General features: G+C 38.9%; 13 protein-coding genes and 1 pseudogene. 7 read left to right on the top strand and 7 right to left on the bottom strand.

Features of this window, described 5'->3' with window-relative positions; translation table 11 throughout:
- Positions 1-63 precede the first annotated feature (63 nt).
- A complete protein-coding gene (locus VRUMOI_RS15880; RefSeq protein WP_089140398.1) occupies positions 64-1,464 on the top strand; it encodes an aspartate aminotransferase family protein in 1,401 nt (466 codons plus the stop codon).
- A gap of 97 nt (positions 1,465-1,561) precedes the next feature.
- Here the strand turns inward: VRUMOI_RS15880 and VRUMOI_RS15875 are convergent, their stop codons facing one another.
- Positions 1,562-2,719 (bottom strand): mechanosensitive ion channel family protein, encoded by a 1,158-nt coding sequence (locus VRUMOI_RS15875; RefSeq protein WP_089140397.1) that lies wholly within the window; start codon positions 2,717-2,719, stop codon positions 1,562-1,564.
- 314 nt (positions 2,720-3,033) lie between these two features.
- Here VRUMOI_RS15875 and VRUMOI_RS15870 point away from each other — a divergent pair, with 314 nt between their 5' ends.
- The 5 genes and pseudogenes from VRUMOI_RS15870 (at position 3,034) to VRUMOI_RS15850 (ending at position 8,161) form a co-directional block, all read left to right on the top strand.
- Positions 3,034-3,696, top strand: a complete 663-nt coding sequence (locus tag VRUMOI_RS15870) for a potassium channel family protein (RefSeq protein WP_089140396.1) — start codon at positions 3,034-3,036, stop codon at positions 3,694-3,696.
- A 10-nt stretch (positions 3,697-3,706) separates the two neighbouring features.
- On the top strand, positions 3,707-5,074 hold the full coding sequence (locus VRUMOI_RS15865; protein ID WP_089140395.1) for a TrkH family potassium uptake protein: 1,368 nt from the start codon (positions 3,707-3,709) through the stop codon (positions 5,072-5,074).
- A 105-nt stretch (positions 5,075-5,179) separates the two neighbouring features.
- Positions 5,180-5,578 (top strand): YccF domain-containing protein, encoded by a 399-nt coding sequence (locus tag VRUMOI_RS15860; protein WP_089140394.1) that lies wholly within the window; start codon positions 5,180-5,182, stop codon positions 5,576-5,578.
- A gap of 30 nt (positions 5,579-5,608) precedes the next feature.
- Positions 5,609-5,725: pseudogene (locus tag VRUMOI_RS15855) on the top strand (OsmC family protein); the annotation flags it as partial.
- 279 nt (positions 5,726-6,004) lie between these two features.
- On the top strand, positions 6,005-8,161 hold the full coding sequence (locus VRUMOI_RS15850; RefSeq protein ID WP_089140392.1) for an AAA family ATPase: 2,157 nt from the start codon (positions 6,005-6,007) through the stop codon (positions 8,159-8,161).
- A gap of 87 nt (positions 8,162-8,248) precedes the next feature.
- Here VRUMOI_RS15850 and VRUMOI_RS15845 read toward each other — a convergent pair whose 3' ends face one another.
- From VRUMOI_RS15845 to VRUMOI_RS15835, 3 genes are all read right to left on the bottom strand, one after another.
- Positions 8,249-9,280 carry a nucleotidyl transferase AbiEii/AbiGii toxin family protein gene (locus tag VRUMOI_RS15845; RefSeq protein WP_089140391.1) on the bottom strand — a complete coding sequence of 344 codons (1,032 nt, stop codon included), beginning with the start codon at positions 9,278-9,280 and terminating at the stop codon, positions 8,249-8,251.
- A gap of 1 nt (position 9,281) precedes the next feature.
- Complete coding sequence (locus VRUMOI_RS15840; RefSeq protein WP_069544681.1) at positions 9,282-9,905, bottom strand: AbiEi antitoxin N-terminal domain-containing protein; 624 nt, start codon at positions 9,903-9,905, stop codon at positions 9,282-9,284.
- A gap of 124 nt (positions 9,906-10,029) precedes the next feature.
- A complete protein-coding gene (locus VRUMOI_RS15835) occupies positions 10,030-11,178 on the bottom strand; it encodes a DUF6035 family protein (RefSeq protein WP_069544682.1) in 1,149 nt (382 codons plus the stop codon).
- A gap of 508 nt (positions 11,179-11,686) precedes the next feature.
- Between VRUMOI_RS15835 and VRUMOI_RS15830 the strand changes: the two genes are divergently transcribed.
- Positions 11,687-13,300 carry an IS1634 family transposase gene (locus VRUMOI_RS15830; RefSeq protein ID WP_089140390.1) on the top strand — a complete coding sequence of 538 codons (1,614 nt, stop codon included), beginning with the start codon at positions 11,687-11,689 and terminating at the stop codon, positions 13,298-13,300.
- Positions 13,301-13,608: 308 nt separating this feature from the next.
- On the opposite strand, the gene VRUMOI_RS15825 is transcribed toward VRUMOI_RS15830, so the two are convergent.
- From VRUMOI_RS15825 to VRUMOI_RS15815, 3 genes are read right to left on the bottom strand one after another with little or no spacing between them, the layout of a single operon-like run.
- Entirely contained in the window at positions 13,609-15,498 is a 1,890-nt protein-coding gene (locus tag VRUMOI_RS15825) for an ATP-binding protein (protein ID WP_089140389.1), read from the bottom strand.
- Entirely contained in the window at positions 15,495-16,010 is a 516-nt protein-coding gene (locus VRUMOI_RS15820; RefSeq protein WP_069540689.1) for an ABC-three component system middle component 5, read from the bottom strand. Before VRUMOI_RS15820 ends, VRUMOI_RS15825 begins: the two co-directional genes overlap by 4 nt.
- Positions 16,004-16,549: an ABC-three component system protein gene (locus VRUMOI_RS15815; protein WP_079859494.1), complete on the bottom strand. Its 546-nt coding sequence runs from the start codon at positions 16,547-16,549 to the stop codon at positions 16,004-16,006. Before VRUMOI_RS15815 ends, VRUMOI_RS15820 begins: the two co-directional genes overlap by 7 nt.

Below are 16,549 nucleotides of genomic sequence, written 5' to 3'. Positions count from 1 at the left end.
CAACTCTAATTACTTTGGGTATATACCCACTGAATTGATGAGTGAATTGAAAGGAGAAAAGAGATGACTAAATCAACCGAACAACTTTTAAAAACCGACCGCGAAAGCATTTTTCACTCTTCCACCCACTTAAAGCAATACGCAGCGGGAGAGTTACCTGGTCGTATCATCACAGGGGCCAAAGGGCTAAAGATCACCGACTCACAGGGCATTGAATTACTGGATGGGTTTGCCGGTTTATATTGCGTCAACATTGGTTATGGACGTGAGGAAATGGCCGATGCTATTTATGAACAGGCGAAGAAACTGGCGTATTATCATACCTATGTAGGTCACACCAATGAGGCACTGATAGAGCTTTCTGATCGGATTTTAAAAATGGCGCCACAGGGTATGAGCAAGGTGTACTACGGTTTATCGGGCAGTGACGCGAATGAAACACAGCTTAAATTGGTGTGGTATTACAATAATGCTCGAGGAAAGCCTGAGAAGAAAAAAGTCATCTCCCGTGAGCGTGGTTATCATGGTTCCAGTATTGCGTCTGGTTCTATGACTGGATTGCCGATTTTTCATGCGCATTTTGATCTGCCGCTTGAGCGTATTAAACACACGATGTCGCCTTATTATTATCGCCGTGAAGTGGATAATATGAGTGAAGAGGAGTTCTCTCAATTATGTGCCGATCAACTTGAAGCTCAGATTCTAAAAGAAGACCCCGATACCGTCGCCGCTATGATTGCCGAGCCAGTCTTAGGTACAGGGGGAATCGTTCCGCCGCCAAGTGGTTATTGGCCTGCAATTCGTAAAGTGCTCGATAAATACGATATTTTATTGATTGCCGATGAAGTCGTGTGTGGCTTTGGTCGCTTGGGGGTGAACTTTGGCTCGGATTTATATCAAATGAAACCGGATCTTATGACGGTCGCCAAAGGGCTTACTTCGGCTTATCTGCCATTATCGGGTGTGATTATTGGCGAAAAAGTGTGGTCGGTTTTAGAAGATGGAACTGACCAATGGGGGGCGATTGGTCATGGTTATACCTATTCGGGACATCCAATGGGAGCCGCCGCCGCGTTATGTAATTTGAATATTATTGAACGCGAAGGGCTGGTGGAAAATAGTCGAGTGGTTGGGCAATATCTGCAACAACAAATGCACGCTAAATTTGCCGACCATCCGATGGTGGGTGACACCCGTGGTGTAGGTATGTTGCATGGTTTGGAGTTTTCATCAGATAAATATCACCGTACTCAATTTGATCCTAGCTTAAAGGTTGGGCCACAAGTTGCGGCAGCTTGTTTAGAGCGAGGATTGATTGCTAGAGCGATGCCACATGGGGATATTTTAGGGTTTGCTCCGCCATTAGTCGCCACAACCAGTGATGTTGATCAAATGGTTGAGATCACCGAACAGGCGGTCAATCAGGTGATGGATTCTTTAGTGAAACAAAAATTGTGGTACTAGGGTTTTTGAACTTAGTCGGTTAAATTCCGTACGAAACAAAAGCATTTCTTTTCGCTTATTGATTAACGAGAAGAAATGCTTTTTTACGAAAATAATATTATTTCATTTTGATTGAAAGCTTCGCTTTCTCATGAGTTGAGCTTTCATTAGTTTGTTGTGTATTTGGGTTATGTATTGTGTCCGGTTCTGGCGAAACAGAATGCATATGCAGCGTTTGTGTCGGAAATGCCACATCGGCACCATGTTTATGCACAATCTTTAGCGCTTGCAATAAAACATCTTGTTTGACTTCATGAAAGCGTACCCAAGCAACGGTTTTAGTGAAAGCATAAATAAAGAAATTCAATGATGACTGACCAAAGGTATTGAAGTTAACGATAATGGTTTGGCGAGAGTCAATATCAGGGTGATTGGTCACCATTTCGCGGACGTCTTTAATGATCGCATCGACTTTATGTGCATCATCGTAGCGTAAGCCAATGATTTCATTGATTTGTCGGTTGTGCATTCGTGATGGGTTTTCTACCACAATATTGCTAAAAATCGCATTAGGCACGTATAAAGGACGTTTATCAAAGGTTCTGATTATCGTCATGCGCCAGCCAATTTTTTCAACCGTTCCTTCGATATTTCTATCTGGTGAGCGAATCCAGTCTCCGACTTTAAAAGGACGATCTAGGTAGACCATCATTCCACCAAAGAAATTTGATAGCAGATCTTTGGCTGCTAGACCAACAATTAAACCACCGACACCACCAAACGTTAGCAAACCAGAAAGACTTAAGCCTAAAGTTTGCATGACAGTCATTGCGCCGATAACAAAGATAATAGAGCGAACGACTTTAGACAGAGCGTGAACGGTGGTTTCATCCCGTTTATTATTACGCAATACGACTAATTCGACATTGCTGACGAGTCTGAATAAGGTCCAAACTATCAAGCAAATACACATTAGAATTTGGACAGTGTAAATCCAGCTAATTGAACGATCTAATAAATCTTCGAGTAAAACACCAATACCTATCAGCATTGGCCAACACCATATTAAGGTACTAACAGGTGCTTGTAATGAGTGAACGATGACATCGTCCCACTGTAAAGCCGTGCGATCAGTAATACTGATAAGGCGAGAGTATACAAAGCGCCAAATTAACCAAACGACGAAACTGAACAGACCAATGGCAATTAAATCGGTCGCCCAATTATAAGAATGTTCTGTGAGAAAATTATAAATGCTATCGAAAAATGCTTTCAAAATGGCGGCCTGTGAAACGATGACTAATGGTTGGTTACGCTAACAAATATTCTCGTTTATTCCCACTTTTATCATTAATAGCATCAATCTTTCTTTTATTTCAAAGAGTGCTATCTATTGATTGGCTTAATGCGGTACAAAATATAAACATTTTAATGATGAGTTATTAAAAAATTAAGCGAGGTCAAGCACGGTTTACGTTTTTGATTAATAATAAGTTGGTGTTTAAAGAAATAATTGGTAGTGTTTGCCGATCTTTTTCATTATTTTCAGCTGTGCTTACTGTTCAGTGATTTGAAAGGCTATATCAAAATATGAAATCTTCAATTAAACAATTTGCAGTTATTGGATTAGGACGCTTCGGGCGCTCAGTCTGTGAAGAATTATGTGATGCGGGTGCGGAAGTCCTGGCGATCGATATCAATGAAGAGAGAGTGAAAAATGTTTCCTCGATCGCGACGAATGCGATTGTAGCGAATTGTGCCAATGAAGAAACCGCTCAAGAATTAAAGCTTGAAGAATACGATATGGTGATGGTGGCAATTGGTTCTGATGTTAATGCGAGCATTCTCACCACTTTAGTGGTTAAAGAGTTGGGTGCAAAAAATGTTTGGGTGAAAGCGAACGATAAATTCCACGCTAAGATTTTACAGAAGATTGGTGCGGATCATGTGATTTTACCTGAAAGAGATATGGGCATTCGTGTCGCACGTAAAATGTTAGATCGACGCGTGTTTGATTTTCATGATATCGGCAGTGGCTTAGCGATCAGTGAAATTGTGATTGCGCTTAAAAATATGGGCAAGAAATTGGGTGATTTATCTTTGTGTAAAGACCCTGAAATGAAAGTGCTTGCGATTAAACGTGGTTCGGAAATTATTGATTCACCTGAGTACGACACTGCGCTTGAAATGGGCGATATTCTGTTCATTATTGGGCCACAAGAATCGATGGTTCATCGAATGAAGTCTATGTAATGGGTCGACCATGAAACTATTAGAAACTCGAGGTTCAGTATTCACCATTAAACAAGATGGTGAAAAGAAAGGTTGGTCTGAACCGAAAATTATACTAGGCAGTTTCCTTTCGATTTTAGTGCCAGCGGCAATATTACTGACGTTACCCATTTTTTCTGTATCCGGTTTGTCATTCACTGATGCGCTATTCACCGCTACTTCCGCAATTAGTGTAACCGGTCTAGGGGTGGTTGATACTGGGCAGCATTTTACGATTGAAGGCCAAATATTGCTGTTATTGTTGATGCAAATTGGTGGTTTGGGACAAATGACCTTATCGGCCGTTTTGTTGTATATTTTCGGTGTTCGTCTCAGCTTAAAGCAACAAGCGGTTGCGAAAGAAGCACTGGGGCAAGATAAAAATGTTAACCTCAAAAAGTTGGTGATTAAGATTATTATCTTTGCTTGCGTCGCGGAATTAATTGGCATGGCCATATTGGCCTTTACCTGGGTTCCGGAAATGGGATGGGGAAAAGGCTTATACTATTCTTTATTTCATGCCGTATCCGCTTTTAATAACGCAGGCTTTTCATTGTTTTCCGATAGTATCATGGGTTATGTGGGCAATCCGGCGTTAGTGATTCCACTTGCGGGTTTATTTATTATTGGCGGTATTGGTTTTACTGTTATTACCGATGTGAGTGCGAATTGGCGCCGTGGGTTTCGTGGTTTTAATTTGCATACCAAGATTATGTTAACGGCAACGCCAGCGTTATTGTTGTTTGGTACCGTTATGTTGTGGTTGTTGGAGCGTAATAACCCTGCCACCATGGGACATTTGTCGGAAGGCAGTCAGTGGTTAGCGGCGTTTTTCCAATCTGCGACGGCGCGTACAGCTGGTTTTAATAGTGTTGATATTAGCCAATTGACGCAGCCAGCCTTGCTTATCATGATCGTATTAATGTTGATCGGGGCAGGCTCGGCTTCTACTGGTGGCGGTATCAAGGTATCAACGTTTGTTGTCGCTATTGTTGCTACTTGGTCTTTTTTAAGACAAAAACAACATGCGGTGATCTTCCGCAGAACGGTTAGTTGGCCAAAAGTGACGCGAGCATTAGCGATTATTGTGGTGAGCGGTATTATTTTAACGGCATCGATGTTTTTATTAATGCTTACCGAAAAAGCCAGTTTTAGTGTGGTGATGTTTGAAACTATTTCAGCATTTGCAACCGTAGGTGTATCAGCAGGGTTGACGGCTGAATTGTCTGAACCCGGTAAATACATTATGGTTGTGATTATGATTATTGGTCGTATCGGTCCTTTGACATTGGCCTATATGTTGGCAAAACCAAAGCCAACTTTATTGAAATATCCAGAAGATAACGTCCTTACTGGTTAATCATTATTTAGAGCAGTTCCTTATTGGATTTGGTATTAATTTGAAATGATGTGTGAAAGCGAGTCAATAGGGTGCTCGCTTCAACGTATAAATAACGAGGTTTAGATGCGCACAATTGGTAATATTTTATGGTTCTTACTCGGTGGCGTGTTCATGGGGTTATTTTGGTGGTTAGCCGGCTTGATTTGTATTGTGAGCATTATTTGCATTCCTTGGGCTAAATCTTGTTTTGTTATTGGAACATTTACTTTCTTTCCATTTGGTAAAGAAGCCGTAAAACGGAACGAATTAACGTTTAAAGACGATATTGGTACTGGTTTTTTAGGTTTACTAGGAAATGTCGTTTGGTTTCTGTTTGCAGGTGTTTGGCTTGCTATAGGCCATCTAACCTCAGCATTAGCTTGTTTTGTAACGATCATCGGTATTCCATTTGGAATTCAACATATTAAATTAGCGGTGATCTCACTTGCGCCAATTGGCCAAACAATCATTAAAAAGTATTAATACGTCTTTGATATTATTGGAAGAAGAAAGATGCAAGCACAAGTAAAATGGGTAGAAGGTTTTCAATTCATTGGTGAATCACAGTCTGGTCACTCTGTTGTGATGGATGGCAATGGCGGTAAAGCTGCGCCAAGTCCAATGGAAATTGGCGGGTAGAGCTGAAATTTAACATTTTAGATACATTTCTCCCTGCGTTTCTATCTATCCTTGCTCCTTCTTAAGTTAAACCCTATCAACATTCCAAGTTGTTTCAGATTAATTTTGAAACTTAATCTGTGGTTGAAATTGTGTTCTCTAACAAAGTAAAGAATATCAACTACGTATATAGTGGGAATTTGGTTGAAAGTGCCTTAATTTTCCAATGATTTAGGTTATTTCAAATCAATATAACTAATGAGTTCAATTCCCAGTTGGTATAGGCAGAATATGATTACACAAATAAACCTTGGTGATGTAGCAAGTTATCGAAACACAACATCGCTCAATACAGACAAGAAAGTGAACATAATCTATGGCTTAAACGGGGCGGGGAAAAGCACTTTCTCTAACTACTTTTACAAACCATGTGACGGAAAATACCACAAATGTTCGCATACTGATGATGGTTCAAAAGTTCTTGTTTATAATCAGGGATTTATAAGAGATAACTTTTACACAGAAGACACAATTAATGGAATATTCAGTCTTTCAAAAGAGAATAAGGTAGCCAAAGAAAAGATTGAACAAATAGCGAAAGAACTTGATCAAAAAAACATCGACAGTGAAAAGTATCGAGATAAGATCCAGAAGCAAAAAGGTGATATATCTAAAGCCAAAGAAAAAGCACAAAAGGTCGTTTGGGATATCAAGAAAAACTACTCTGGTGGTGATCGAGTTCTTGAGTTTTGTCTCTCAGGTTTAATGGGTAAGAAAGAAACACTATTTGAGCATTTAGCTTCTATACCTTTAGCTTCCGTGAAGCCTAAGAAAACGATTGACCAGCTCAAAGAAGACGTTGCCGCTATAAATGGCGATAAAGCTACCACTCATTCCGTTTTACCCAAAATCACTTTATCTGAACTATCAGTAGAAGATATAGAACTACTGAACGAGGTCATTGTAGGTAATGAAGATAGTGCTGTTGCAAAGCTGATCACAGAGTTAAACAACTCCGATTGGGTAAGTGATGGGCTTCAATATCTCGACAACATCGAGGATGATACATGTCCTTTTTGCCAATCCAAAACGATTACAGCCGATTTAATAAAGCAGATTAGAGATTACTTTGATGAATCTTATGAAGAAAGTAAAACAAAAATCAGCAATATCCTCATCAAATACAAAAAAATAGTCGATTCCTTTACTGACTTAGAAACATACAAAATTACTCCATTTGCAGCCGATAAGTTGGCTGAGATGACAGAATCACATTCGTCAATACATGAAATACTAAACTCGAACTTACGCAAGATTGAACAAAAAGAACACACTCCAAGCATTAAGGTTGAATTGGAAGGCTTTAGTGCGCATGTAACATCATTCAACCAGTATGTAGAACAGGTAAACCAAAGCATTGGTGCTCATAATCAAAGAATTGCCAATTCAAGTAATGAATTACAGAAAATTAAAAATGAGTTCTGGCAGATTGTTCGTTGGGAGTACGATCAGACGATCAAGAGCTTTGATACCATTGAAAGCGATGGTAATGCAGAAATTAAAAAACTAACGGCAAGTAAAAATACTGTAGATTCTGAGATTGTAAGTCTGGAAGAAGATCGAGTTAAGTATCAGAAACAAACGATAAGTATCGAAGAATCAATAATTAATATCAACAAAGGTCTTTCTGATATTGGCATAACTGACTTTTATATTGAGAGTTGTGGAGATGAACTGTATCGCCTTGTAAGGTCTGGTTCTGAAGGTTCAATCTTTTTATCGTTGTCAGAAGGTGAAAAGATGATTATAAGCTTTTTGTACTTCAGAGAACTGTTTCGTGGCAAACAAACAGCAGATGAAGCTCATGTTAAGAAAATTGCTGTGATTGACGATCCAGTATCAAGCCTTTCTCATATATTTGTTTATAACATCGGTCAGCTCATCAAAAATGACTTCTTCAATTCAAAAAACTTGGAACAAGTTTTTGTGCTGACGCATAGCTTGTATTTTTTCTATGAGCTGGTGGACGCAAATCATAAACGAAGAAAAGCAAATCAATCGTTATTCAGATTGTCTAAGAATATGAAAGGCACGACTATCGACACCATGAATTACGAAGAAGTGCAGAATGACTATCAATCGTACTGGTCTGTGATAAATGACGAAAATCAACCACCTGCATTGATTGCAAACTGTATGCGCAACGTGGTGGAGTATTTCTTCAACTTCGTTCAAAAGTCAGATCTAAGCAACGTGATGCAAAAACCTGAGCTTCAAGAAGTCAAATATCAAGCGTTCATTAGATACATAAACCGTGAATCACATTCACTTGGACAGAATATCTTTGACTTCAAAGAGTTTGATTATGGGGCGTTTAGAGATGGACTTAAGTTCATTTTCGAAGATACAGGTTACAGTGATCACTACCAGAAAATGTCTCAGATATAAATATGATAAATAGCCACTCAGTCGAGTGGCTATATTGTAGATAAGAATAAGCTAAAGGTAGGTAGTTAAAATTTCTTCTATGGTAGATCAAGCGTAGAAGCTACCATTTGCCTTAGCTTCAATCGACTTAACATTATCTATTAAATCTTCGAATGAATAGGGCAGTTCAGCTTTAGGGAACATATCAGCCATGCTTTCCCAATCCTGTTTATACTTATCCGTCATGTCTTGATTCTGAGGGACAAGCATTAACGGTCCCTTCAAAGCTGATGAGCATGAATCAGCGTGCCATTTGTAGTAGACATCGCAAAAGTTAACCACAACTTCGAACAAAGCTCTATTTGTACACCATTCTGGGAATTTCGAATCAATTTCGACAATATCATAAAGATGTCGAGCATGTTTATCAGCTAAGGACTCTTTCACATGGTTCGTGTGTATTGCGAACATCTTTTCTAAAATTGTTCTTTCAGGAGACAAGGTTAAAACATCAAAACCATCATCTAAAAGATCTGGTATAGCCTCGCCCAACATATGATTAATCTCAATCAATTTGTCAGGCTGATTATCAGAACGCCCACCAGTTTCGAGCAAAACTCTTTGTTGAGCAGAACTTCCATATTCATCCTCGTTTAGAGCTTTAGGATAGTATATGGCGATGTTGAGTGGTGCATCAGATTCAATCTCAATTTTGACTCCTGTATCCAGAGCTTGTAAATGTTCAGTAAGTTGGTCAATGAGCTGTTGCTTTATTAACTCTTCAGCTTTTGTATCGATTGCTATAGCTGCGGTTTGTCTGGCTTTCCTACCGGTTACTTCCTCTAAGTCAATAGGTTTACACTCAAGAAGGTTTAAAGAAAAAGATAGGTCTATATCTTCAGACATTCTATTGATTAGGCTGTAACCTTTAGAAAGACTCGTTCCACCTTTAAAGAGAAATGGCTTATCACATTTCTCAGAAAAAGTAGGTGCAATCTTAGTGTAGAGAATGTTTAAAGTCTGTGTAACCCAATAATCTTTTTCAATTATGTACGCAGGAAGTTTACTTACATGCTGCTCTTCTGCTGCCAATAATGCTTCACGTTTCTCAGAAGCAGATAGCTCTAAATATTTGCTCAATTTAACATCCTAATTCAATTTTTGCCCAATTCATTGATGGCGGAAGAGCTTGCAAGAATTTTTCTCTAACATTACTGCTCAACGTTTTGTTAAAACGTGAAATGTACTTACTTCTATAATCAGAGAATCGATCCTTGCCTATGTAATGTAGTGCACTCCAAAAAATAAAAGCCTGTTTTTTCTGTGCTTTATCACTGACTTTTAGGTGCTTCGAAAAATGATCAAGTGCTTTACTATATTCAATTTTGATATTGACGGACTTAAGATCAGCTCTGATACGCTCTGTCATTAAATAACTCCTGACCATTGGGAGTTGCGTAGATAAGCCTAAAGAGTTCACTGCAGCTGCACCTGACACTACATATTCAGCATGTTTTTTTCTGCTGAGTGCTTTGATGAGTTCTTGTGTATCAACAGGCAGAGTACCAAAACGGCTCTTTTGGGGCTTGTAATAGACTCCACGAGATAGACGTTTGACTAATTTCATTTCAACGCAGCGACTGAACGCAGTGACTGCAGCTCGGTTTGATTCAAGACTTGAACTTTTCATGAAATCATCAAGCGTAAAAACACGACCATATCGCTGATGCATTATATAACTGGTCACTTGCTGAGATACTGACATAAAAACCTCCTCAATTACTTAGATGAGTATACTAATTTTGTGACCTATTGACACCTATGATGCATCATAAAATGTAACCTATTGACACTAAGTGGTCTGTATCGACAGATTTACACATTGAAAACTAAGCAAGTTCATGACCACATCGCCCACAAACAGTAAGTCTACCAACTTTCTTCGGTTTTCCTATGTTCATGCATTTTCTGCATATCAAGGTTCCATTCAATGACTTGGCAGAAGAGGGGATTTGGGAAAGATGTTTACTTCTATGAGCCTTCTCTTTGTAATGATTTGGAGTCTGAAAGTGAGAGTATGATCGTGCAAGTTTATCCAGTCGTTTCTGTTCTTCTCGTTCTTGTCTCAGTGCTTCTTGTTTAGCTCTTTCTCTTGCTTCTTGTTCGAGGTGTTGCCTACGCTTTTCGTCGTTTATATTGTTGATGACTTCTGCTCTAAGAGCATCAGTATCGACAAAATATGTTTTCTTATTTAACTCATCAAAGTTGAGCATTGAGAAGTCAACGAGTTCATGAACCCACTTATGAGAAATGTTTAAGTCTTCGGTCATAAATGGTTGACGGTAGTAGCATTTTAAAACAAGTTTTCCATTCAAATCTGACTCATGTTTTGCTTCGTTATCCAACACAAAAACATTGGCTTTGTTGGCATAAGCGATATCAAGAGTCGTAAACTTCTCAGCGTCAAAATCAAGGAACACCCACGTAATATAGGCATCATTTTCCTTGTAAAACTGCTCACGACTAATAATGACATCGAGAAAGGTTGTTGATACTTGAAGTTCAAAAACAACCTCACGCGAGTCTTTGAGCAACGTTGCTGAGATATCAGGTCTGCGCCAGCGTTTGGCTATGCCAGTTGGATGTTTTTCTCTGAACGTCTTTTCAACATGAACATCACTGTGAAACAGGCTATCCGCTCTTAGGTATTGGGCTATAGTTTCTTTCCCTTCCCGATGAAGCCGACCTTCCTTTTGACCGTTATACTTCATAGCGAGGATTTCCTCGGCTGTAAGGTTTGTAGTGGTCTTAATTGGGCAATCTTCAGAGTCTTTTACATGAGCGAAGTATTTAGTTCTTTGAGGTGTGCCTTTCAATAAAACAGGTTGAAAGCAGACATTACACAGTACAACAGGGGTGGTTTTTCGATTTTTAGCAATATCAGTTCGTAACTCGAACAGTATCTTTTCGTCAGTAGTATCTAAAAACTCATTAGCATCAATAACTTTACTTTCTTCTGTCATGAAAACATAAGTCATGTTTCTCATACTCAATACCCCCACAGACTGTGACTACAAATTCATTATGCAACAAAGGGATACTGTCTAAATGAACATGATTTGATTTTGTGATGCATCACAACATAGCAAAAGAATTTTCGCTGCCCAGTTATCTTCCAAGTTTGCTGAAAAGGTGCACAATGTATATGTCTTATTGGTTTATAACGAGAACAGTAAAGGAGTAGTTCAGTGCGTAAGGTGCAATACTACATCCCTATATTTTTTTATAATCAATGGCAAGAAGATCTGTTATCTGATTGAATATCATAGGTGTGTAGAGCTTCGTTCATTATCGAAAAATAATAGAAATTAGCCATCTCTGGTTAATTTAAAGAAGTCATGAATTTGCTTCTAACCGTCATTCCGCAGCCAATTTCAGAATTAAAACAATGTGATCCAGTGATCGTTTACAAATGTTAGTGCGACAGACCTCTTGACCGCGATCCCCAGTTTTGATCTATTACTGTTATTTAACGGTCACTTTATTATGTCTGCTGCTCAACCTGTCATTAAACGCCTAGATCACTTAGGGCTGATCGCTGCTTTCTGCCATGAAATCGGTTTACCTGGTATTATTGATCGCATCATTCCCAAGTACTCGGATCATAACGTTTCACATGGCGATGCGGTCTTGGCGATGATTCTCAATGGTCTTGGCTTTCACAGCAGAACGCTGCATATGTTTTCTGACTTCTTCGAGACGAAGCCTGTTGCCAAGTTGCTTGCTAAAGATATTGAAGCTCACCATTTAACGGACGATGTACTCGGACGCACGTTAGATGCTTTATATGAAGCAGATGTCTCCGCACTTTATCAAGCGATTGCAGAGCATGTCGTTGATAAGCTAGGACTTAAAACAGACTCTGTACACCTTGATATCACTAGCTTCCATGTCGATGGTGAATACGCCCAGGACGAAGATCTTAATGCCATCAAGCTGGTAAAAGGCTACAGCCGAGACCACCGTCCAGAGCTAAATCAAGTGGTCCTTGAGTTGATTTGCGAAAATCAAGCTGGCCTGCCTGTTTACATGCAAGCGCTTAGTGGTAACACCAATGATGCTAAGGCATTCTCAGAAGTCACTAAACGGCATATTCATTGCCTGAAGGCAGCTCAAAACAGTCGCTACTTCATCGCCGATGCCGCTTTATACACCGAAGAGAGCATTCGTTCACTGGATGAGCAACAACAGAAGTTTATTACGCGTGTTCCAATGACCATTAAATCAGCCAAAGAGGCCTTAATGAACCTTGAGCCAGAGCAGCTGAGCCATATCGGCAATGGCTACTCGGGTTGTTGGATTGACGCTGATTATGGCTCGGTATCTCAGAAGTGGCTGTTGATTCATAGTGAACAAGCAACCAAGCGAGAACAGGTAACGTTTTATAAGAACTTAGACAAAAATATCACCAAAGAGCTGAAAGCGCTGGGACAACTAAAGAAAAAGCAGTTTGCTTGCGCAGTGGATGCCGAGCAAGCAATGAGCGACTTCGCCAACCAGTGTCATTTGCTTGGCTTCGCGCAATCAACCATCGTTAAAGAGCCAATTTATTCAGGTCGTGGTCGGCCGAAGAAAGATGAAAAGCCGACGGGATACCACTATTTGATAGATGCTACGCCTTATACCGATCTAGAAAAGGTGAAACTGGCCAAGCTTAAAGTAGGTATGTTTATTCTCGCCACCAACGATACTGACAACACCGACCTAACAATGGTTGCATTGCTTGAACATTACAAGTCTCAGCAAAAGGTCGAGCGCGGCTTTCGCTTTTTGAAAAGCCCTGAGTTCTTAACATCATCAATTTTCCTGAAGAAACCTCAGCGAATCGAGGCACTACTGATGATCATGACGCTGAGCCTACTCGTCTACGCAAGCTTAGAGCACAAAATCCGAGAGAGTCTCACTAAGACCGAGGAATTCTTTCCTAGCATGGTAAAGAACAAGACGACAACTAAACCGACGGCACGTTGGGTATTCTTAAAATTCGAAGGTATCGACACACTCGAATTTGGCGGCCAAAGCTTCATAACGGGTGTTCAAGAGCATCAGACTCGGCTGCTTAAGCTTCTTGGTGTTCTGTATGAAGCAGTTTATTCCTAAATTGGCTGCGGAATCTCGGTTCTAATGTTAAAATGATAACTATCATTATGTGTTGTAGGTTCAGGCAAGATGAAAGCAGAAGTAACGTGGATTGAAGATCTAAAATTCGTTGGTAAAGTTGATAAAAACGAGAAATTACCTTTGGCGCAGGCGATAGTACAATTGTTTCATCAATGGAGATCGTTACTCTTTAGTAATTTAACATAGGCTTGTTAATGTTGTATTTCAAAAAGTGATTGCAGTTACAGTAAGATCATCGTTTATCTAATCGTGCTACTCAGATTTTTCTAAGTAGCACTCTACCGTAATCAGAACTCAAGCGTATGAGAGCCTTTTTCATAAAAAGGACCTACACACATTGTTGTACCTTCTAATTCGCTGGCGATCATAGAAGTGGTATATATCAACTGGAAGTCATTTTTGATGGTATTACATACCTCGACCATTTGGCGTTGAAAGTTCTGACTTCGCTCAACAACCATTCCTTTATCCTCTATATTATCCATGAGGATTAGGTTAGGAAAGCGAGAGTAAGAATCATCGGCAGATTGAGAGAATATGGAGAATCTTATACTGTTCTTCAGCACTACCATTGAACTTGCAGAAAATTTGTTTCTTCCATTCACATACATTTTGTCTTTAGAAAAATCAAAAACGATGTCATCTGGATCATCAAAAGCACCTTCGTAGCCACCGTCAGCTTTTAGTAACTCTTTGGCCTTTGATTCAATACCCTCATAAACAGAGACATATCTTTGCTCTTGCCGAGCCGATATCGTATCTAATTTTTCTTGAAGCTCATTGATCTTATTCTGTGCTAATACTTTTTTACGTTGTAGGTTATCTACATTAGATACTTGTTCTCGCTTCTCTTCTAATGAAATGACTTGGCTTTGTTTAAAGCCTATTTCGGTTGATATTTTAAGGAGTTCTGCCTCTTTTTCATCAGTTGATGAGTTTATTTCTTTTAACTCTGATTTTAGTGCATTTAGTTCTTGTTTTATTAAAGGAGTTTGAGAGTCAATTGTTAATAAATCATCCTCAAAGCTTTTAATTAACTTTTTACTTTCACTGATTTGAAAGTTGAGTTCATTAAGTAGTTGTGAATATGCAAAGTCTTTTTCTGAATTATGTTTTGGTGATTTGCAAAGACCACAATTATCACTACCTGCACTTTCCAATGGTTCAAGGCAGGAAGGACAGTATTTAAAAGTGATAGTACCAAGGGAGTTATATGTTACCTGAGACTCGCCAAGAGCCGATTTACGTTGTTCCAATGAGCGAAGGAATAGCGTTGTTTCATTAAGCTCTACTTGTGTTTCCAATCTATTAGCTGAATATTTGCTCAATTTATTCGATAGTTCTTCAATTTTAGATACAAGCTCTCTAATTCGTTTGGATGTGTCTATCGAAACCTCGGCTGATGGTGTGCTCTTTATTTCTAAGCGTTTATTTTCTAAATCGACAATGTTTTGTTTTACCGCTTCAATATCGTTATTTAGCGACGATAAGTTAACTAAGTTCTCTCTATGACCAAACATTCTATAAATGGAATTTAGCTCGGCATTGAATTTTTCAAATTCTCTGTTTGCTTCAATTAATTCCTGTCTTAAGTTATATGCGTCAAGAGTATCAATGCCTAAAAGATATTCACCAATAGCTCTTCGAATCGTCAAATTGTCAAACTTAGTGTCTTCTTTTAAAAGCTTTTGTGGAGCAGAAAGTTGGTCAACGTAGATTAATCGAAGAATCTGATGCATGGTTAAATTTTTACTGTCATCAGTTTGATGGCGAGGCATATTTAACAATTCAAACATGTGCTGAGAGAAGCTATGTGTGTCGCCGCTTCTACGCATTCCGTATCTGGTCCAACGTTCATGGTCTTTAAGAGCAGATGTCATTTCTCCATCAAAGAACAGTACCTTTTCTTGACCTGTAGGGGTTATATCTCTTTTTAAGGTCGCAATATGACCATTAACAGTTACTTCCAGTGCAACCCAATCACATTGTATTTGATGTTCAGTCCATTCTGTAATTTCAGCGCCAAGTCCATAATTGAGCAAATCCATAATCGTAGATTTACCTGTGCCATTTTTCCCTCTAATAATATTGACGCCAAGGTGAAACTTTTGATCGTAGACAATTTTCCCAGAACCATGCACCACTAATCTATTTATAAATAGCTTTGATAAACTCATGATTTCTCCAAATCATATCTAAATTCCATAAGTCCTGAACGAGCTTTCAATCCTTTTTTTCCATTGAATGAAATATCAGGAAGGTGATTTATTATGGCCTTGAACCAACATTCATCGGACAACTTTGAATTGTTAATTGAATCTTTTAAGGATTTTGGTATGTTTGCGCTATTAATCTTTAACTGACCATCTGTGAAAGATTTTTTATCCAGTAACCCTTTTGCGATCAGGTTTTGAATACAAATTGACTGGAAGTTTTCCAACTCAAACATTACTCTCTTTGTGTTTTTTATCGCTTCAAAAGGTTCTTTGATTTTATTGAAAGCTTCTCGATATGAACGTAATTCATTGGGTAATGGTTTTATCATCTTTAATAGGTGAGGGAAAAGTGTATAAAAATCCATGACACGATATGTTTCGATGTTGATTGAGTCTTTCTCGGATAATTCCAATATTAATATTAATCTATATAAACAGTGGTTTATATCTTGAGCTGGATGATACATTAACATTGCTTGCTCCACTGAATATGACACTTTCCAGTCAGGAAGTAGAGCATACCACTAACTAAATCGGTTGTTATTAGCGTATCATATCTCACAATTGCTTTGTGTATTGGTTCTACCAATTCATCAAATATAGTCTGATCTATTTGGTGTGTAGCAGCGTTGTTCTCTATTAGTGGAGCTATTTTTGAGTGCCAAATAGTGCTAATAGCAGAAAGAATTTGTATGTAAACGTGTTGTTCGGATAAAGACATCTGATTTTTAGCAACTCTCCGTTCGAAGCGACTTTTGAGTAGAACAGCGCGGTCTTTTAATTCTTTCCGTCCGCCATTATCAAGTTTCTTCTCAAGACCGATAACTTCACGAGAAGGAAAATCCGTGATGTAATCAGCTAAATCCTCAATAATTGCAACAGATTCAGTACAATCGCCTAAGTTAGTTTTGATTTGCTCAATAGCTTGCTCCAACGATGTAAGTTGAACAAAAATATTATTGCCATTGTGTTGAGCTTCATTTTCATAAGTGACACTAATCGATTGAGCCAT

The sequence above is a fragment of the Vibrio rumoiensis genome (genome assembly GCF_002218045.2).
Lineage (GTDB): Bacteria > Pseudomonadota > Gammaproteobacteria > Enterobacterales > Vibrionaceae > Vibrio > Vibrio rumoiensis.
Note: the sequence above shows the minus strand (reverse complement) of the source record. Positions and strands in the feature narration are given on the sequence as shown.

What these genes read in the sequence shown, in the direction of transcription:
- VRUMOI_RS15880 (WP_089140398.1), top strand. Translation starts at nt 64, where the DNA reads ATGACTAAATCAACCGAACAACTTTTAAAAACCGACCGCGAAAGCATT.
- VRUMOI_RS15870 (WP_089140396.1), top strand. Translation starts at nt 3,034, where the DNA reads ATGAAATCTTCAATTAAACAATTTGCAGTTATTGGATTAGGACGCTTC.
- VRUMOI_RS15865 (WP_089140395.1), top strand. Translation starts at nt 3,707, where the DNA reads ATGAAACTATTAGAAACTCGAGGTTCAGTATTCACCATTAAACAAGAT.
- VRUMOI_RS15860 (WP_089140394.1), top strand. Translation starts at nt 5,180, where the DNA reads ATGCGCACAATTGGTAATATTTTATGGTTCTTACTCGGTGGCGTGTTC.
- VRUMOI_RS15850 (WP_089140392.1), top strand. Translation starts at nt 6,005, where the DNA reads ATGATTACACAAATAAACCTTGGTGATGTAGCAAGTTATCGAAACACA.
- VRUMOI_RS15840 (WP_069544681.1), bottom strand. Translation starts at nt 9,905, where the DNA reads ATGTCAGTATCTCAGCAAGTGACCAGTTATATAATGCATCAGCGATAT.
- VRUMOI_RS15835 (WP_069544682.1), bottom strand. Translation starts at nt 11,178, where the DNA reads ATGACTTATGTTTTCATGACAGAAGAAAGTAAAGTTATTGATGCTAAT.
- VRUMOI_RS15830 (WP_089140390.1), top strand. Translation starts at nt 11,687, where the DNA reads ATGTCTGCTGCTCAACCTGTCATTAAACGCCTAGATCACTTAGGGCTG.
- VRUMOI_RS15825 (WP_089140389.1), bottom strand. Translation starts at nt 15,498, where the DNA reads ATGAGTTTATCAAAGCTATTTATAAATAGATTAGTGGTGCATGGTTCT.
- VRUMOI_RS15820 (WP_069540689.1), bottom strand. Translation starts at nt 16,010, where the DNA reads ATGTTAATGTATCATCCAGCTCAAGATATAAACCACTGTTTATATAGA.
- VRUMOI_RS15815 (WP_079859494.1), bottom strand. Translation starts at nt 16,549, where the DNA reads ATGGCTCAATCGATTAGTGTCACTTATGAAAATGAAGCTCAACACAAT.